Annotated in this window: 6 protein-coding genes; all 6 read left to right on the top strand. The window is 47.8% G+C overall.

Translation table 11 applies throughout. The features are described from left to right. Nucleotide 1: 1 nt before the first annotated feature. The 6 genes from BEL04_RS08325 to BEL04_RS08300 all read left to right on the top strand — a co-directional run bounded on the left by BEL04_RS08325 (nucleotide 2) and on the right by BEL04_RS08300 (nucleotide 21,027). A complete protein-coding gene (locus tag BEL04_RS08325) occupies nucleotides 2–2,866 on the top strand; it encodes a hypothetical protein (protein WP_066002221.1) in 2,865 nt (954 codons plus the stop codon). 4 nt (nucleotides 2,867–2,870) lie between these two features. Continuing rightward, on the top strand, nucleotides 2,871–3,365 hold the full coding sequence (locus tag BEL04_RS08320) for a hypothetical protein (RefSeq protein WP_066002218.1): 495 nt from the start codon (nucleotides 2,871–2,873) through the stop codon (nucleotides 3,363–3,365). 122 nt (nucleotides 3,366–3,487) lie between these two features. Beyond that, nucleotides 3,488–9,766, top strand: a complete 6,279-nt coding sequence (locus BEL04_RS08315; protein ID WP_066002216.1) for a hypothetical protein — start codon at nucleotides 3,488–3,490, stop codon at nucleotides 9,764–9,766. A gap of 37 nt (nucleotides 9,767–9,803) precedes the next feature. Beyond that, nucleotides 9,804–14,780, top strand: coding sequence for a hypothetical protein (locus tag BEL04_RS08310; RefSeq protein WP_066002214.1), 4,977 nt, complete (start codon nucleotides 9,804–9,806; stop codon nucleotides 14,778–14,780). A 27-nt stretch (nucleotides 14,781–14,807) separates the two neighbouring features. Then, on the top strand, nucleotides 14,808–15,737 hold the full coding sequence (locus tag BEL04_RS08305) for a hypothetical protein (RefSeq protein ID WP_066002212.1): 930 nt from the start codon (nucleotides 14,808–14,810) through the stop codon (nucleotides 15,735–15,737). Nucleotides 15,738–15,744: 7 nt separating this feature from the next. Further along, entirely contained in the window at nucleotides 15,745–21,027 is a 5,283-nt protein-coding gene (locus BEL04_RS08300; protein WP_066002209.1) for a hypothetical protein, read from the top strand. Nucleotides 21,028–21,899: the final 872 nt, after the last annotated feature.

The following is a 21,899-nucleotide window of genomic DNA, read 5'->3' as shown; positions in this document are numbered from 1 at the left end:
AATGGCAGAAGCGGCAGTATTTATGGACGGAAAGGTAAGGCAGATGACAAGTCTTTCTCAAGTTACATTTAATAATAAAACGGGATTTATTGCCACGTTCAAATTTGGCACAGTAAAATATGTCCATGTATCTAAAGACAGATTCAATTACGCTGACAAAAACTGGGCAGAATTAACAGCAGGCTATTATGACGAATCACAATTTCTAAAGTACTTAACCACTGATGGAGTAAATATTGCGGGAGCTAAACTCGCTTTAAACAAAATACCGGATGCTGTACTAAATGATACTGTGATTGTTCGTTTCTTGAAGGTTGAAACACCTTATAATGATTTTTGTACGGTAAATAAATATTCATGGAATTTTGACCCTAAAGCAAAAGTCTTAGATGATGCACATTTTAATATAATAATCCAACCGGGGTATACACTAACAACAGAATCAATAACTGTCTCGCAGATATCTAGCGCATTTTACAGTAAGAATATATCATTGATTAATAGTAGTGATTTTACAGATGATAAGAACAATGGCGCTTATTATATAAGCCTTATTGCACTATTGATACATCGTATCAATAGGGATATTTTCCCATTATTTTCTTCATCTACCAATCTATCAATCTACATAGCTAATCAGAATTCAGAGTGGCAAACTGGAACAATATTTGTCAAACCCTCTTTACAGGATATTGTCGATTATTTTTCCAATTTGACAAATTTTTATAATGCGGCTTATGCAAATCAAACAGTTATCGCAACGGCCAATGAACAAATAAAATTGTTTTGGTTAGTTAATTGTTTGTCAGCCAGTGGGATATCTGTATTTTCTGTTTATGATAAATTGTTCATTATTACCCAAGCCATTTTAACAAGTAAAAAGTTACAATTAATTGATGTTGCCTCCACTGTTCTTACAACATTAACCTTGCCTTATTTGCCTGTAAATCAATCATTATCCCCGTCTGCTGATGCAAAATGGCTTTTGAATAACGCTCCAAAACTGATTCTAAAAGTAGTTGAATCTGTTACCTTAACTGATGTACAGGGGGATGACTTCTTAGCACAATTAAGCAAAATAGGGGCATTTGGAGTTGCTAAAGACGAAACAGTCTTTGAAGTAATTTACAATTTTTTAGGTGAAAACGAAGTAGGAAATATTATTGGAGATAACAAAGCGGGAAGGATTGTAGGAGGCATTCTGGGTAAACCTGATGACCGAAAAAAATTCATAGAGTTTTTATATCAAATATGGAATAAATCAATATACAACCCTCGCTATCCATCTCCTAAATATACGTCGCCACCTAACGATGCAGGTATATATCCTGAATCTTATTATATGACAGCAACAGGGATACAACATTATGATCCTAATAATGCGACAGTCCTTTTTGTATTCAGTACTACACCTACCGATGACTTGGTGTCTTACACCTCTACTTTTAATTTAAAACTGGATGGGAAAAAGATTATCGCTTACCATGTTGTAACCGAAAAATTTAACATCGAACATGGCAGCCTTGAACCGGAAGACAGTGAATTATATGGTACATATGACTTTTATCAGCCAGTATCTTTAATTGGTTTTCAGGCAGACTTGACACTTAAAATGCCCAATGCAAATTGTATTCCATTATTTTATTTGTATTATGCCAATGATTATAAAGAGGTTAAGGATGCAGATGCATTTATTGAGTTAGTTGTCAACATAGGCTTAAATTTTACGGGCATTGGTGAAGTGACTGATTTGGGTTATTTGAAACAAGTTTCTCAATTTGAACAATTATCATCACTACCTGCATCACAAGCTGTATTATCGTGGGACGCAATAAGGGGAATCAATGAAACTGTACAATTCACAGCTGGAAATGGCTGGGCCATATCGCATTACATAAACCAAACCACAGTATCTCCGGGCCTGGAGCAGTTTACTTCATATTTGGATGGCTTTTTTGGATTAATACTATTTGGCTCTGTTTGCACTCATCCTATAATTAAAGGAAAGGTAACCTTTGCAGCAAAACAAGTAACCGCAGCATATGACAGTTTGGTTGCTGATTTAAGAACAATATTAACTAATAAAGGAGTAACCGAAGATGTTATTAATAATGTTAGGGTTTTGGCGGGCGATGCAGTAGCAACTGCCATAATGAGGTTTTCTGATAGTACAGAATTGCGAAAAGCTTTATTAAATCTAAATAACGCTGATTTAGCCAGATTTTTGAACGATTTTGGAGATATTCCTGATGACTTGTTGCTCAGACTAAAAAACAGTCCCGAATATATACAATACTGGCAAGGTTTATCGAATGCTGAAAGGGATGTAGTAAACGCAGACAAATTAACCTCTTTTAATAATTGGTATAAAAACTATGTTGATGAAGAGGTTCAGCGGCGTTTGGATACGGGTAAATGGATAGATGTTGATATTAGCAGTAAGACCGGCGAACCAAAGAAAAAGCGAAATAGTGAAATGGAATCTATGGTAGAACTAGATATTATATATAAAATGAAGTTAAGGCCTAGCAGTGCATTGGACGCAGGTGATGCGGTAGCCACAGCAGGCGATTATATTAACAAAAGTGTTGATCCGCTAGGATCTCCTATTGTTGCTTTTGAAAAAAACTGGAAAAAAAACCCTACTCAATTTATAGAACAATTTTTAGAATCAATAGACGATCATTTTTTAAAAATAAAAGTAGCAAAGGACGGTAAACCCAAATTGGATATAGTGGTTATCGACCTCAAAAATTTCGACAATTATGATCCTCAACTGAGGACTACTATAATGAATAAAATCAATGATCCCACATACAAGTATAGAGAATTTGTAAATCCCAATCACCTTATAATTATTAACTAAAAAAATGGCTGATTTTTCAAAAATAAAATTTAATTCCCTTGGATTTTGGATTCATCAAGCTTTCATCGAAGTTTTGAGCGAATATATCTGTGAAACTTTTGAAAGCATTGGAGTTAATACTTTTTCAGCAGGTCTACAGAAAATTTATGGATACTGTGATTTTAATAGGCAAGGTGCAAACGTTGGTATGTCAAATATATTATTTGACAATGGTATAACCAGCGTTGAAGACAAAACTGCGATGATAGATGTCTTAAATCAAACAAAAACGTTAATTGCTTCAAAGGGACCGGAATTAAGCATTGCGACACTTGAAGCTTTTGAAAGCAGAAAAACAGACGATTACTTTAAAATTCCATGGAGTTTCCCGATTAAAACACAAAGTTTGATTGCAACCATTGACATCATTATCCAGGTGCTGAATGGTACATGGGCTTATGATGACTACTCAGTTCGTTATACAGGCTTTCCCAATCCTACTAAAATGCCGGAGATATGAAAAACAAGGTATTCTTAAGGATAAGTAATAATAGAAGTCATCTAATTTTAATATATCATTATATGATTTCATTGTGTTTTAGAATCGAATTGTATTAAGAAAAGCAATTAACATTACTACCCATGCCAACATCATCCAACCCGGTTACCAGCAGATACTACCCGCGCTTATCAGAAGTGATAACGGTGGATGACCTGCCTGAGTTTTTGCATTTCGCCGAAACCGGTTTGGATCTGTTGCTGGATAGTATCCATTATAAAAACCTGCAATATTCCAGAAGCGCGCGCGGCGACGCGGCTTTTTACAGCCTGGATATTGTAGGAAAAAATATCGGTATCGATCTGCCTTTCGGCTTGCGTTTGGTGCTTAATCCGGATGATGCGGGGGATAGTTCGATCTCGTCGTTCCCGGTGAGCCTGCAATACCAGTGGCAGATCCTGGCCTTTCTGCGTTCGTTCAACCTGCCGGGTTTTTCGTATGCTCCGGATGGTTTTTATGCCCTGGGGTTGCAGGTCTTCCGGATCAGCGACAGCCAGGTGATCGCCAATACGCTGAATTTTTTTGTTACGCCCGGTAACGATACGACCACGGTCTATCAACAGATGCTGGATGATATCAACTTAGCCTACCCCGGTGCTAACCTGACTTTGCCTGCCGGGCAAACCCCGACGGTAAGCCTGCTGGCTGATCTGATCACTGAAAACGCACATATCCCGCACAGTGTTTCCGAGCTCATGTTCGGTCTCTATATTTCGGATACCGATCTGTCGGTCACCAAGACCAAACTACAGCGGTTCTTTAATATCGCGGTACCGGATGGGATAGAGGATTATATCAGCAAATTGCTGGTCCCGCAAATCAAGGCCAGCCTGTCGCTGTCGGCAGGTATCGAGTTCCCGACGACGATGTTACAGCCGGTAACAGCCGACGGAACGGTGATACCGAATACCAAAACCGTTTTTAAATTTATCGAGGCCACGTTTTATGTGGATACCCGGGCAGGTATCGGCACGCAGCTCGAACTGGGCGGATCGCTGATCCCGCAGTATTCGCAGATCGCCAATACGGGCCTGATCATCAGTTTTACCAATGCCAAGCTGGACCTGAGCCGCACCACGAATATACCCGAGGCGGATGCCGCGGGTTACCCGGTCGACTTCATGGGGCTATACGTGCAGCAGGCCTCGATCACCTTTGGCAAATTCGGTTCGGATGACACGGCCAATACCAGTACGACGATCTATGCCCGGAATTTCCTGATCGGTACGGGCGGGGTGTCGGGTACGATCGGTATCGATGCGTCGGGCGGTTCGATCTACCGCAAATTCGGCAGCTTTGGGGTGGAGCTGGATACGTTCGCGATGACCTTCCGGCAGAATGTGATCACGGGCTGTGCGATCAGCGGGTTGCTGATGCTGCCCGATAATTTCACTAACAATGGTAACCCGCCGGTGATCGGGATCGACGTCAATATCAAGGACTCGGGCGATTTTTCGATCACAGCCAAGGCGCTGACCGTGCTGCCGGTTTTTACGCTGCCGAATGTGTTTACACTGTCGATCCGCAGCCTGACGTTGGGAGAGCAGAACGGGCGTTTTTTTGTGGCCGTGGCCGGAACGCTGGATTTCATCGTTAACCTGCCGGTCCTCGGCCAGATATTGCCGAAAGGGATCCTGATCAACAAACTGGTCATCTGGGAGAATGGCGATATCGAGTTTGAGGGTGGCGGTCTGGTGGTGCCGAAAGCGTTCAAACTTTCGGTCGGCCCGGTTAAACTGGAGGTGTCGCATTTGGCACTCGGCTCCGTCCAGCGCAACGGGCGTAATTACTATTATTTCGGTTTCGACGGGATGGTCAATACCGGCGCAGCGGGCCTGGAAGCGACCGGTAACGGGATCAAATATTATTTTACACATGATCACGGTACTTTTGACCAGTTCCTAAGTATCGATGGCCTGGAGATCGATATCACAATACCAGGCGACGCTTCCAAAGAGGACGCAATATTTATTTTACAGGGTTACTTGTCGATGAAAAATCCCGACCCGGGAATTGCGACGTCTACGGCAGGTACCGAATATGCGGGTAAAGTGAGTTTCTCGCTCCCCAAACTGGATATATCGGGCAGTGCGGCAATGCAGCTCACGCCGAGTATCCCCTCATTCCTGGTCGATATCGGTATCGAGCTATCGACAGCCATACCGCTGGGCGGCACCGGGTTGGGTATCTACGGTTTCCGCGGCCTGATTGGTCAGCATTATATCCCTTCCTGGTCGGCTACGCACCCGCCGAGCCACAATTGGTGGGAGTATTACAAAACGCCGAGTACGATCACCCATAAGCAGGGAATCGAGATTGATAAGTTCGCGAACCAACAGGGGTACTCCATCGGAGCGGGTGTGTCGATCGCGACCGAGTTTGATTCGGGATTTATTTTTTCGAGCAAGCTGTTCCTGTTGCTCGGGGTGCCCGGCGCCTTTGTCCTGCAGGGACAGGCCGGCATTATCCGGAAAAGACTGGGCCTGATGGACGATGCAGATCCGCCGTTCAGCGCAGCTGTGTTGATCTCGCCGCAATCTTTCGAAACCCACCTGGCGTTACATTACAATCTGCCGGATAGCGGCTCGTTGAAGGGGTGGCTAATCGGGCTGGATGCGACATTTGATGTAGGATTCTCGTATACCGATAGTTCGGCGTGGTATATTAACCTGGGTCGCGATACCCCGGATAACGCAAGGGTAAGTGCCCGTTTGCTGACATTGTTTGATGGCTACGCTTATCTGATGTTGTCTTCGCAGGGTATTAAGGCCGGCGCGGGTATTCAGTTCAGTTACCGTAAAACAGTAGGCCCGGTTGGCGTTTACATTGAAGGCCATATCGACTTAGGCGGACATATCAGCTTTAAACCGGTACAAATCGGTGGATATATCAACGCAGGTGGCAGCGCGGGCGCGCTTATTTTCGGTAAGCAAATCGGTTTGAGCGCGCAGCTGGTATTGGCGGTAGAGGTTCCAAGCCCCTTCCATATCAGTGGCAGCGTAGAGATTTCGGTGCGCCTCTTTTTCTTCCGTGTTTCGGTGACCATTGAGGTGGGTTGGCATAAAAACAACAATGATGCCACCGCGGCCCCGTTACCTGTTTTGGCGCTCCCCGATGGTAAAGACTATGTGCCGGTAACCGCGGTCAATATTTTAACCAACGAAGTTTTTCCGGTGAATTATGTGATGTATGAGAACATGACGGTCATACCGCCGCCGACGACGCAAGGCATCTATTGGAAGCACAACTTTTTATCGGCCACGGATGTAACCAACGTGACTATACCTCTGGATAGTTTTATAGATATTGAGTTGCTGAAGCCGGTTATTCCGGGTAGTTTTTTAGGTGGTGCCGAGAACCAATTACCAGATGGTTATTCAGAAATGATACCGCCGCAAAAAGGGATCAGCAATCAGAATAAACACCAGTACGAGGTTGCATCGCTGGATATTTACGCCTGGAGCCCAGCTCTGAACAGCTGGCAGCCTTATAATGTGTACGAGGCGGTAACGGCGATCGTCTCCTCGAATGCGGGACCGGACGCGATTGACCTTAGCCAACTGAAGCCCGGTTATTGGCAGTTTACCGACAAAAATAAATACAACAAGATCAGGTTACTATCGCAAAACATGTTCAGTTATGCAAACGGTTCGGATAAAAACCTGCTGGCGATGGCTGCCCGTAATTTTAAAAACAAGGATATTTTCTGTTACGAGACGGTGCAGAAAGAAATCGTTGTTAATTGGAAACTGGTTGCCGGGGGAACGGTTTACCCTCCCGATACGCCGAATAATGTACAATTACTCACCTTTACATTTAACGGCGTAAATGGGAGGGTAAGCCAGGACCCGAGCTTTAATAATTTAAGTTTACGGATCGATGGCAACCAGGGACAACTAGACATACGTTTCCCAAGCCCCATAGCCGTAGCTAAATTAAATATAGGCGATAACCAGAACCACATAGTTGTCGATTTCATAAAAATTGTGCCTATACCCATGCTGTTCGGGCGAGTTTTCGAGTTTGACGAGGTGGTTAGTTCGGTTACCCTGGTACCCGGCCAGCAGCAAACCCAGGTAGCGTATAATAATGTGAATGTACCGATTGACCATGTCAGACTGACTTTTATCCCGGTTGCATTGCCCGATTATGAAGGTAATATCGTATTTGGGGGGCATTATCAGTTGCCGGCAAACCTCGTTGTTCCGGGCCTCAACCCAAATGTAGAGCAGGCGAAAGGATTGATGTTCGCGACCTGGTATAACCAGAGCTTTACGGGAGTGCAGGTATTGGCGTTGGATTATCAGGGGGCGACAGGCGTCGTTGCACAATGGAGGCTGGATACGCTCATCGATGGTATTCATGGGCTGAAAGGTTTTGCCGTGGGCAGGCCAGCTAAAGTTCCCGGTTTTTATGCCCCGGATGCCCAGCAGGTGCAGCAACAGCATCAAGTGTATTACTTCGTTTCGGTTAACGATGCGGTTATCGTGCCTTATGATCCTTTGCTGAAGGTTGAAAACAGCAGCTTCTCGTTTGAAGTAACTGCCGAGTTCAGTCCGTTTTCAGCGGGCATCAGTACTTTGCTGTATAAAGTTAAGCAGGATCCGCTGTCCGGTAATAAAAGAGGCTATTCTTTGCACTTAGTGCAAACGACAGCCGCCAATCCGGCGACCTTCTATAATACCGGGGCAACGGTGCCTGCATTTAGTATTTTGCTGACCTGTTACAGCGGAAAAACGAGTTCGGCTATTACAGCAACAGAATCCTATACGGTGGATTGCAATACTTCAAAAGTAAGCAGGGCTCAATATAAACGCATTTTGATATCGGTTAATCGGGAAACGGGAAAAGTCGACGTGTATATTGATAAGGTCCTGAAAATAAGTGCCGATATACCGGCAGAACTGGCCCCGTATGCGGTACCTGATACTTATACCTATCTGGATCAGCTCTCGTACGTGACCGGTGTCCTGCAGCGCAGGGTTGCCGATAATGGCCCTACGCCGGCAGGCTTGCTGAATGAAGTTCAGATATTGAGCGACACGATCAATAAAACAGTACAACCGGTTTGGCGGCCGAATACGATTTTTGCGATCAAAATCACTACTCAGGATCGGGTGAACGATAGCCAGAACGTGCCATCAGCCAATATCAAGACCCATATTTTTGGGTTTAAGACCGCCGGCCCGCTTGGGCACTTCCATCAACAAAGCGCGGTATATAAAGCATTGGCCGATGCCGATAAAAGTAATGCCTTCAAATTATCAACACTCCAGTCTTATATCGATTATCAGCGTTCGTATCCGGACGCACAAGGCCGGTATAACTTGAGCAAGCCGGTACTGTGTCATGATCCGCAGGTTAAATTATTTTTTACGCAACCTTACCTGAACGCGATGTTTTCAAACTGGGACAGTTACCTGGGTATGGAGGCCGTGAGTAGTAGCCTGCAACTCCAACTGATTGATACAGGAGGCAATATTTTGACACCGCAGCTGGTTTGGGAACCGCCGCATACCACACTGATTGACGATAGCAATTATACCAGCCTGCCTGCCGACCAGCAATTGCTTTATTTGTTTAACCGCGCCGCTTCACAGGGGGGCTGCGACCCGATGTCGTCGCCTTTGCTGAAAACATTGCGGCGGGCAACCTATCATTTTGACGATCTGCAGCCAAACCGTTTATATACCGCTTTGTTTACGGGCGTCTATGGCGCCAATAATGATGCCGTGGAAGTGTATAAATTCAGCTTTATTTCATCCAGGTACGCCACGTTTACGGCCCAGGCAGGCAGTTATGTACTGGATGCGACTGCCGGCAGCGAGAAGTATGCAGTTTATAAAGCGAATGTTGCCTTTACACAGGACTATATTGATAACACGCTTAAGCTGCTAATCGATAACGACCCGACGGATGACCCGGCACAGACGATACAATATTCCACTCCATTTGACCGGATGGTGTTTGGCGGGTTAAAACAAGGAACTCTAGAGCCTTTTAATTATACGGTGATCCGCCCGGTGATCAATGCAGATCCGGCTGATGCAGCGAACCGCAAAATACTCGGTGTTATCGTTTACAACCCCGAGCCTTTCAATGATCCGAAATTACCATCTGATGCTTTGGCTGGAACCGTTGCCGCGACATTGACCCTGCCTGATACGACCATCATAGGGCCGGATCAATTCATAACTATTTATTCGCGGGACAACTCTGCGGTATTTATCACCAATACCGCAATGAACATCCCGTCGGGATCCATGCAGTTAAGCTTTATTTATAAAATATTCGACGGAACGAACTATGTGCTTCAGGAACAGTATGATGGTCCGGGTATAAGCATCACCGCCGAAATGTAAACTAAAACAATAAGAACGATCAATCAATACATTAAAAATGCCATTACAAACCAACGCTTATGTATTCTGTGCAGACTATAGTGATATGGCCAACTGCTTGTTCGCTATACAGGCGACCGGTGACAGCGGCGCTTTCGATGGTCATACCGACATATTGGACCTGCTGGGCATTTTTGAACAGGACGTCTTAAAAAAACTATATAACCAAACCATCTGGATCCTGGGGCATTTGCAAGGAGTCTCCGTTACAATCGACGGTCAACAGGCCGGGGATTTTGAACGCCTCGATTATTCTTCGACGGACTTTTCGGTAGATTTTGTGGATGGAGAGTTCGAATACTGGGATTTTTCAGGGTATGATTTTAATGTAGGGCTCATTGACGAACGGAACAGCAGCTACAGCAGCCGTTTTCAAACTATACTTAACATCTTTAAACTGTTCTGCAGGTACACTCCCGGGTTAAGTAGTGGCGATGTGCAAAGCCTGATCACCACCTTTATTCCTGTACTGGATGTCTTTAAACAGCTGCGTGAAGCCCTGGCTCAGGCGGGCCTGAATCCGTGCAGTGTATCTACTGATTTTTCTAATAATTCGCTGAATCTAGTTTTACAGGCCGCTGGTTCACCTGGTACGGATGGTGTACCTCGTGGTGTGCATCTGCGTTGGCTTTTAACCGGCGACCTGGGAGCCAATCACCTACCTCAGGGCGGTTACTATAACGGCCTGCCGGATGTGATCCCTACCGGTTACAATAAGCTTGATGATTATGTGACTTTATCCAGGACGCCTTACGTCAATCCGGTAGTAACAACCCTTGATTTTGGAACGGCGCTTCCGGCGATCGATTATAATACGCTTACCTGGACCTATGTAATCAACGTTACTTACGGAAGCCAGAAGATTACCAATCATATACGGGTTACCTTCAATGATGTTTCGGCGTATGCGACCATTTCGCTCGATACAGACCCGACTTCAGATCCTTTTGGCTTTTTGAAATTGTATAACGGCCAGCTGGAAATATCGGTAGATAATAAGAACGCTTTTTCAGTTGCTTATGATTTCCGGCTGAATGAAGGCAACAGTCAGGCCTTTTTAAAAATACAGGCGGTTTCCGTTTTTGATACCACTGGTACCGCTTCCGAAGTGATTGGTGTGCAGAAAACGATTATGGCAAACTCGGCCGAACCGGTAACAGGGCAGTTTTTGGGCGAAAATATCGTACGCTTCCGGGCTCAAAAATCTGCAGAGGGGTATTTGCAGTCCATATCGATTGAAACCTATGCTGATTTCGCCAATACCCGAACAATCGGCGACTGGGTCATCTTAGGTGCCGATTTTGCATTATCGGTAACAGACGAAGTGGTATTTGACCGCTTAGAAAACAGCGCCTACCCGATTGATGACCTGTGGCCCCTGAATACCTTGGGTACGCGCTTAAAAGTAGCCAACTACCAGGACCAATGGCTAACTCCGCATGAAATGGGTATGCCAGTGAAAACCGGTGTGCAAAACTATCTGGAGATCAGTCAAACCGATCCCCGCGCGGTTGGTCAGTTCACGGACCCTTCAATGCCGGATGCCCCGGGGATTCCGGTAAGTTACCTGGATATGATGAATATGCTGATGGTAGATTACCATTGGGCACGAATGATGGGGATGGGCCATATCGATACCTCGGTCAATGACCTTGGCGCACAGCAGTATGTTTATCAGGTTACTTATGTTAACAGAGATGGTTTAAATTCACAGCAAAATACTACTTATCAGTACTTAAGTCTTCCAACAGGTTTATCAGATACACGTTTACCTGAGAAACCGGTAATGCGCCCGGTGAAATATACCCTGCCTGCTGATAATGGCGATCGTACAATTTATGATGATAACGGTTATGCGGTTCACGGTGAGGAACGGCTGGTCAACATCGGACGGCAGTTATATCCTTTTGAAATGGCCGGGAGTACGTTTTTTAATGATCTTAGCCAACCTTCGGATTTTAATAATTTTGATCACCCGCAGTCGGGCACTTATGGTATCGAGTACCGGCTGAACACCGTACCCAACTATGCTAAACCGAGTATCACCAGTACTTTTTTGTTGTCTTATCCTTACTATGCCTACGATGCCGATTTTCCGGATACGGGTGTGTTAGAACCGGTGCCGGTAATGGACGACCAAACATCTTTGTATGTTCATTTGGAGACGAATGATGGTATCCATGCTTATGCGATTTATGGGATCAACTTTCTTTCGCGATTGTCGGTTTTAAGTGACGAGGTATTCACCAATGACACGGAATTTCCGCCGCATAATACGCTGACGCCGCCGACCGGGGTAGGTGTTCAGTATATTCAGCAGGAAGACATCCTGTTATTTACCACGCAAACAGAGCAGGACTGGCTTGCCGGCCGTGCAGCCCAGTTCCCGGGACAGGATACCAATTTTACACGAATAACTTTTAATCGCTTAGACCTTATTGACCTGTCTTATGTCAGAAACATAGGCGGTTTCGATTTTTCAAAAGTTGTAAAGCCGACCCGGTCAAAAGTATGGTTTAAAACCGACCAGCCCCTACAGGTGGTTGGTATCCTAACGGATATTGTACCGGTAGGTGGCTCTGATACGTTGCTGAGTCTGTACACGGATGACTTTGTTATGCTGGATGGTACGAGTGCGGCGCCTTTTATCGCCAGTACCGATCAGGCTCGCTTTATTGGTTCCTTGCTATCGACAACGGAAGGTCAGTTTCCGGTGGTCAGCATATCTGATAACGCCGGCAAGCCGGTATTTGTGGTACAAAAGGTTGCCCAGACCAATGCGGTTGATGATCCGTCAAACCCCGGAGTGTATGGTGCGTACCAAACCTATACTTATCCGGCTGTGGGTAGCCGTTTTACCGTTACGGAAAACCTGTCAGAAGAAGGAAACTGGCTGCCTGTTGCGGAAGACGTCCAGTTGATCGATTTCGGCGATCCGATGCATCCGGTACTGGAGATCACGCCTGGTGATGGAACGAACGTGCGGCGCCTTTTGGTGGGCGGTATTTACGGCAGCGCATCCGTATTGCAGGCTTTGGATGTTGACGGGAATGTTATGAACGGTTATTACCAGATCACCTTTACCCCGGATATCAGCCTGGCGCCCCACCCGCAGAATAACTTGCCTTTTGATCCTGCAAACCCGGGCGCGAATGCACCGGGAACCTTGCACGCGCCCTATGTGAGTTGGTATAATGGGCAGATTCGCTTGCCATTGGCCGATGATCCCACGACCAAAAAAATATTAGATGTCATCCGGATCAGTAGTACCAGCCCGCTGCAGTTGTATATTTATGATGGAGGCTACGCAGATGATCCGGTTCAGACTTCGGTTAGCTCGTCTGATTTGCTGGCCGGTGTAAATTATCATCCGGGTTATAAAGTGTATCTCTACCCTGAACCACCGCCGGATCACGCGTTCAACGGACCAAATATATTGCCGTCCGGCGCTGCGAATGATAAAAAGACGATGCTGGCCTTACAGGAAACGGATTTGGGGCCAGGCCGGAGCGGGTTCGTATCCTGGGTATCTCCGCCAGCCGTTTTGCTGGCGCGGAAGATTGTTGAACCGGTGCAATTACCCGAGCCGCTGAACTACGGGCTCAAGGTGCGGCCCGACGCAACGACCAAGGCTGCATTTACGTTCGACAACGTCATCTTGCCTGATGCCTCGGGCAACGCCCGGAGCCCTTATGGCTTTATGTTTTACCGGACCACAGCGGAGGATGTGCTGAACGCGCTATACCTGCCCGCGACGGTAACCGCGATCCACCAGGCGTTAAGTACGCTGACGGTAGATAATTATGCGACCGCACGTTATTACGAACTGGTTAACCTGATTTATGACCCGGCTAACGACGGACATTTTAGGGTGTTTGACGCGCAACCGGCACCTTATGGTTTTCCTGTACCCGACAATACAGGCCCGCAAACTATGACTTTACCACAAAAGAAAGCTAGCTACCAAACGGCCATACATAGTACGCTGCTACCGCTTACCGCACAGCCCCCTGTATTTTCTTTACTGAAAACCGGCCTGCAAACAGAAAACAAGTTGCCTAAACTGCGGGATATCGATGGTAATTTACTGGATATCAATGATCCGACTTTTGATCCCTTCCCGATGGTGCGGAAGTACACACAAAGCAGCGTACCTAGTACCAGTTATGTGCGGGTGACCGACTATACGCTCAACGGCTCTTCGCGGTTCCTGTATTTTTATGGCAGTGCCGAAATCACCAACCAATTGATAATTGGCCCATTGAGCCTATTTACGGGCCCGGTCACCATTTTGCATACCTTGCCTGCCGACGCGCCGATCGTGCGTTTCTTCAACCTTGGCCCCCCAACAACGGGGAGTACTTCGCCGGTCGCTGTAACGTTCTTCCTTTTGCCTTTCGACGCGGAGGACCCGATCACTAAGGTAAGGGTCTATCGAACCTATACCCTTGACAACGCGGCTTCGCTCCAAACGATGGAAACGCAGACGGATATTGCCGTGCTGACGGATACCGATACGGGTATCGTGACGGTAGACGATTTTTCGGATCTGCCGGCCGTGCCCTACGGAGAGGTGATCTATTACCGCCTGGCTTTCATCCGCACGATCGTGAATGAACGGGAGGAATCGGAAGATGTGGTGGGCCTGGGTTCAGCTGTGGTGACGGTGACCCTGATCGATACGGTAAACCCGCCGCCGCCCGCGTTGACTTATGCTGCCGGCAGTAACGAACTGAGCTGGCCGGTCACGGCCAATAAAGGCACCTATTATTTATACCAACAGAACGACCGGGGGAACTGGCAGCGTATCTACGGGGTGACGCCGCCCGCCTCGGCCACGACGGTGAGCTATCAGCTGCCCGCGCCGCTGGTGCTGACCGGCCCGGACGGCAACCGGATCTATTACCGTTTTAAAGTGCAGGCCCAGAATGCGTCTGGACTGCTTAACCTGACCGATAATGAATTAACCATCTGATTTTTTACATATCAAAAACCTACCACTATGCCAGATCAAGGTCCAATATTAGACAGTTATATTGATAGTATCATTAAGGCGAACGGGGCCAGTAACCCGGATCCGACCAAAACGCAGGGCGCTGACCTGCGCGAGCTGATCAAGGCCATGCGCGATCACCTGGAAGCGGAGATTAGCAATACGTCCACGCTGGTGGGTTTGGAGACCGGTGCCCGGGAAGCGGGGGATATGGACCTGCAAAACCAGATCCAGCAGATATTGCCGCCTCCGGCTTACCGTACACCAAGCGAAACCTTAAGTTCGACCCAGACGACTGCAGGTCTGGAGATCGGCCAGACGCTGTCCATTGCTTTATCGTCGGCCTTTAATCAGGGCGATAGCGGCGGCGCCGTTTCGGTCACCCTGAGCAAAAATGGCTCCGTGATTGCTTCAGGTACTACCGAAAACCCTTTTACCCATACGGATTCCGGCCAAACGATCGGCGCGGCGGCGATCACCTACCAGTCGACGCGGTATTACAGCCAGGGCCCGGTCCTGGATAACCCGATCACACATACGCCGGACAGCCGCGGGCAGATCGGTTCGGGATCGGCGGCAAGTGACCCGCTGGTTTTTCAAGGCTATTATTTTATCGGGTTCGGAGCCGCAGCGGCGCAGCCGGCCGATACGGCAGCCGTCAGGGCCCTGCCTCAACATCAGCTGTCCAGCGGCAGCAAAGTGCTGAACCTCAATTGCGGTACCCAGTATACGTCACAATACGTGGTGCTGCCTCCGGGCAAGTCCATCATCAGCGCGGTCGACGCGGACGCGGGTTTCATTCCCGTAAGTTACAGTCAGGTGGCAAGCTTGTCTTTTAACGACCTGAGCAATACGCCGATTTCGGGCTATACCATCTGGGCCAGGACCCAGGGCGTCCCTTATTCTCAAACCCATATCCACCAGATCACTATAAACTAAGTTCATTATGAGTACACCAGGCATTGAAATTGAAGGTTCTTATAAAAATACCCAGGCATTAGGTCACATTGATTTCTGGTATGGAGGCGGCGATTTTGCTTATTCGAGCACGGCAGCGGCCTGTAGTGCAGTACCGGCAGTCAAAAGGCAAGGCCTCACCGTAGGGGTACTCGTTAGCGGCACGGTGGTTGAATACTGGTGGCCAACCATGGCGATCACGGATGCCGACCTGGTGCCCAAAGGCGCGGCCCTGCCGCAACCGCTGGGCACTACGGATAGTCCGACCTTTGCCGGGTGTACGCTCGCCGGCGCTTTACTGCTGGGCGGTGACCCGACTACGGCGCTGCAGGCAGCTACCAAAAGCTATGTGGATAACCTGATCACGGGCGTAGTGTTTAGCGGCGCGGACGTAATGGCGACGGGAAACGTCACCCTGAGCGGCGAGCAGGCCATCGACGGGATAACGACCTCGGCTTCGCGGGTTTTCCTGAATAGTCAAACTGACCCGACCCAAAACGGGCTCTATATTTCGAATACCGGCGCCTGGACTAGGGCCGCTGACGCGGCCACCGGAGCCCAACTGGAAAAACTGGCCGTGATCGTGCGGACCGGGACGGCGCATGGCGGGACACAATGGCTGAACGCGAACGGCAGCGTCACCGTGGGTACTACGGCCATTAACTTCATCCAGGCGGGCGGCCTGGGCACCTACTCGGTGGACGGAACGACCTTGTCCGCTGCCGGGAACGTATTTAGCCTGAATACAGCTTATACCGATGCGCGGTATGCACATTTGTCCGGGACTGCATTTACCGGCACGGTGGCGATGCCTAACCTAAATATTGCTGGCTCGGGCGTCAATGGTACGGCTTGGGTCAATTTAAAAAATAATGGGTTTACTACGCCGCCCACTCCGGCTGCGGGTACTGGCGGGGTGACTATATATTCAAGAGGTAATCAATTTGCATGGGTTGCTCCGAATGGGCATTATATATGGCTAAGCAATAGCTTGTTTACAACAGATCATAATGTGTTTTTTCCGGATGCAGACGGCACGGTTTACCTGACACCGACAGGTAGCGCAACAACTCAATACGTCGCTGGCGATGGTTCGTTACAAACCTTCCCTACGATACCGACCGCGGCGAATTATATTGCAAACGGTACCACACAACAAACGGGAGCCAGCTTTAATATTGATGGTGGCGGTACGATGTCAACGTTGACCCTTGGCGGTGGAAGCGCTGCAGCGTCGGCGTTAGTTACTTTGTCATCCAACCGAACCTACACAAATCCCTCGCCCGGTTCTATCATCGAAGCTAATTTTTTACCGGTCGGGATAGCTACAGTGGCGACCGCTACGAATGCGCTGATCGGTAATAATCACAATGTTCAAATCGGAGCGACCAATACACAAGATTGGACATCGCCTATAGGCGTTGTCGGCTCGACGACTTCGGTAAGCACCATCGCGGGCGCCCAAGGGACAGTAAGCAATATGGGGGGGATGCGACTGGGTTTTAATCATAACGCAAGCGGGGCGACTATTCTAAATGGTTTCCATATCAAGACGATGGCGCCCAATAACTCGGGCACGTTGACGAATTTTACTTACTGGGTTGCGGGCATCACCACCCAAAATAGCGGCAATTACCTTATCGATGCCAGTGCCGTAACCTATCCAAGCCTATTTGGCGGTAGTATCACCGCCAGTAGTCTCAATGCGGTCAATACCAGCGGTGGGGCTTTACTCAGTGCTTCTAAAAGTACTGCACAGTCAGTTGAGCTGATCACAAATACTAATGACAGGACTTTTGCCGGTGCAAATAACTGGACAGGTACCAATTGGTCAATCTCAGGTGGTACATTTTTACATACACCGGGTTCAAATTCTCCGGCTACATTAACTAACGTTAATTTAACATCAGATTCTATAATTTCAGGTAGGACGTACCTTATAACTTTTACGGTTAGTGGCAGAAGTACGGGTAATTGCACCATAGCTTTAGGCGGCGGAGGTTTGGTTACTATGGGTTCAAACGGAACATTTACAGTTCAAAGAGTAGCTGGTGCCAATAATGCTGATTTAGTTATTACTCCTGCTTCCACATTTGATGGCGCATTCACCAATGTTAGTATAAAAAGAGTAGAGCATTATTTTAGTATTGCGAATAATGGCAGTGTATTTATTAATAGCAATCTTAATGCAATACAACCCGATGGTACTAGCGCTTTAGTTAGCGTTAGTCGATCTCCGATAGGGCAGGGAACACTTAGTGCAACTTCCGGCTCAAATACGATAACTGGTGTTGGAACAAATTGGGCCAATGATTTAAATATTGGTGAAACGATAACAGCAGGAGGAGAGTCTCATGTTATTTCATTGATTAACTCTGCGACCAGTATCACTACAGTAGATAACTGGACGAATAATTTAGCCAATGTGGCTTATACGATACCGCTTTGGAACTCCCTTGCAATAGCAGGTAAAGGTACAGTAAATATATCTTCTCAAAATGGAAGCGGCTCCGCATTAGCGGTCACTGTAACAGCTAATAATAATACAAATAGCGGTACGATATGGGGGGTAAACCCTGCGATTTCGTACTCTAATACAATCGCGGCACAAAATGTTTGGGTGAATAATTTTGTAGGTACTTTAAATATTACGGCGGCTAATACGCAAAATATTACATCGAGTAACCACGCCGTAAGTAATCTCAGTACCAACTTAACTATAGCCGCGGGTGCCATAGGTACAATATCAAATATTTATGGGTGGCACTCTACAGGATTTAATAATAATGCGGCAGGTGTTACACTAACTCAGGCATCTTTAATCAGTTTCGATGCTTTTGCAAATGCTGGTACAATAACCAATATGCGCGGCTTAGTATTACCTGCATTTAGCGGAGGTACCATTAATAATCAGGTAAGCCTGTTACTCGGTACCAATACATCGCCATCAGGTAATTGGGGGATCTATAACGCAGTAGGCTATAACAATTACTACGCCGGCGCGATACTGATCGGTACCAATACGCGTACCGGCTCGGATATGCTGGATGTGAATGGCAGCGCAACATTTGTTGGCGGTGTAACGGCCCAGGGTTCATCTACCATCGGCACGGATACTTCGTCAAGAACGGAACTGGCGATACGGGGGAATAATAATACGTCTTCCGCGGGAGGAGTAGTTACCTTTTACAACGCCGGCACATTCGTAGGGGCGGTGGGTAATCAGTCAACCGTTCAGGGCACCGGGTACGACAGCAGTATGATGCTCTACGCTACGGGTAGTCTGAAAATGACTACCGGCGGTGGCATGGTCCTGACCGGCGGCGCTTTAACCGCGCCCAATTTTGTGACTTCGGGTAACGGGGGACTCAATCTGGCCAATATTGCCGGTACGCCTGCTGCGCCGGCAAGTGGGGTAACGCTGTTAGCAAGCTCTAATGATCAGCTGACGATCCAAAACACGTCCGGCCACCTGGTAACATTTAATATGAGCGGTTCTACGGGCAATCCGGTCTATAACTTGCCGTTAGCCAACGGTACTCTGTATTTAACACCTGCGGGCTCCGCTTCCACGCAGTACGTCGCTGGTGATGGTTCTTTGCAAACGGTAAATTGGGTACCTTCTTCCGGTGGAACCTTTTCAGGAAATCTGACCGCCACCGGTTTCGTGAAATCGGGTGGTACGTCGTCACAATTTTTGAAGGCGGACGGCAGCGTGGATAGCAATACCTATCTAAGCAATAAGCTGCCCTTTAACCTGTCGCAATCGGCCAACTCGGGTGGTACGGTGTCCATCACCAGTGGTTCGCCAACGGTAACCGGCACGGGAACCACATTTAATGCGGATTTCAGAACCGGGGATACGATCACTGTCAACGGAGAAACACATACGGTCATCACGATTAGTGGTAATACCACTATTACGGTTGATGCCAATTGGGGCCAAACGTTTACCGGCAACTTTTCCACAGCGTTAGCCACGAGGGCAGTCTGGATGAATAAAGGAGTATTGGCTTTGGGCAATATACCGCCGGTGGCGGGCCTTAATAATGCTGAGCTGATCGTGAATTCGTCATACACCAATCGACTGAATCAAACGACTGGCGCGCAAATTACTACAACAAGCAATGTAACCAGCCCTACACAATTACCTGGCGGTATTACGGGAGCTGTCATATCATCCGGTATCAGCGCCGCAACCACACAGGGGACTGCTATTACCACTACGGGGGTTTCCGCTAGTGCAACACTCCAGAGCGGAGCTACCGGACAGCATGGCACTTTTATCGGGGGATCTTTTACCGCAAATGCTTCGGGCATTACGCAAGCATATGACTTAGTTGCCGGCTACTTTGCCTGTAATCCGAATATAAACGTTACCCAGGCTACTGCCGTGTATATTAATACTCCGGGCACTGCTGCCCATGTTGCCGGCTTATATCTGGGACAAACTGCACCTTCGCCTACCGGCTCAGACTATACCGGTTATTGGGGTATTTACAATAATTCGGGATACAACAATTATCTGGGAAACGCACATACACTCATCAATACCACTACGGACGATGGCGTTAACGCTCTGCAGGTTAACGGAAGCGGCACTTTTAGTGGGAACTTAAATATAACCGGTGATTTTACAGCGGGTTCTATAACCTCGTCCAGCTCTGTTCAGGCCAACTATATCCAGGCGAATTTACAGCTTAGTTTCCTGAATAGCGGCCACCTGGGCACCCTTAGCGGTACCTTATCCAATGGGCGTAACTGGAGCTTCCCAGATAAATCGGGTACCGTTGCTTTGCTCTCAGATATCACCACCTTGCCAACCGGGGGAAGCGACGGCCAAGTATTAAGTTTACGAAATGGCGGCGTTGCTACATGGGTGCCGGGCGGCTATCCGTCTATGGTATCATCTGCTTATTTAACCGGCCAAACTGCCTTTGGTGCGGTATGCAGCTATACGGTTGGCGGGTCGGATGCCAATTTTGAGATAAAATCCATGTTCTCAATTACCACGGATCTGAGTTCAGCTATTAATGTCCAGGTAACCTATACAGATGAAACAAATACCGGTAAGACAGTTTATTTGTTGTGGAAGGCGGTAGGGGCCCAATCGACTGTTATAACGGCAGGAAGCACGACTGCGGATCAGCATTGCCCGATTCCAATTACCATAAGGGCGAAAGCGGGAACAACGATAGCATTGTCGACAAATGGGACCGCTTTAACATCTGGTCAGTTTAATATTGCAGGTTATATTTTTCAACTACCTTAATATTAAAAAATGATATTCTTAATAATCAGCTATCAATTAAATCGTCAATATCAACAAAAAATATCATGAGTACAGCAGGCATCGAACTTGAAGGTTCCTATAGAAATACCCGGCAGGCCAGTCATATCGATTTTTGGTATGGGGGCGGTGATTTCGCCTATCCGAGCGTTTTGGCAGCCTGCGCGGCTATACCAGCGGTAAAAAGACACGGCCTTACGATCGGCGTGGTGATCAACAATGCCGTGGTGGAATACTGGTGGCCTACAACCGCAGTGGCGGACGGGGACCTGGCGCTCAAAGAGGCACTGCCGCAAGCTTTGTCGGGTACGGACAGCCCAACCTTTGCGAATCTGTCGGTGACCGGTGCGGTAACCGTAGGGACGAATATCCTGCTGAGCAGCGGGGCCGATGTGCGGTATACGGGGCCAAGCGGACACGTGACCGAACTTCATGCCACGAACCCGGCGGCGGACCGGAATATTTATCTCCCGGATAATTCCGGCACGATTGCGTTGTTGTCTGATATACCGTCAAGTACGACGCCAACGGGTGCCGCGGGCGGGGACCTGAGCGGGACCTATCCGAATCCAGCCGTGGCAACGATCAACGGCATCAGCAAAAATTATTACGATCCGACATCTTCCATACAAGCCCAGCTGAATGCGAAGATTAACAAGACGGATATCGGGGCCAATAACGGCGTTGCTCCCCTGGATGCGGCCGGTAAAATACCGGCGGCCTTATTACCTTCTGCGGTCCTGGTCTATAAAGGCGTGTGGACGGTAGCCTCCAATACGCCTGCGCTGGCCAACAATACCGGCACGGCCGGCTGGGTCTACCAGGTCGCCGACACCGGTTCCCGGGACCTGGGA

Source organism: Mucilaginibacter sp. PPCGB 2223, assembly GCF_001705515.1.
GTDB lineage: Bacteria > Bacteroidota > Bacteroidia > Sphingobacteriales > Sphingobacteriaceae > Mucilaginibacter.
The sequence above is the reverse complement of the archived record's forward strand: the minus strand, read 5'-3'. Positions and strand labels throughout refer to the sequence as shown.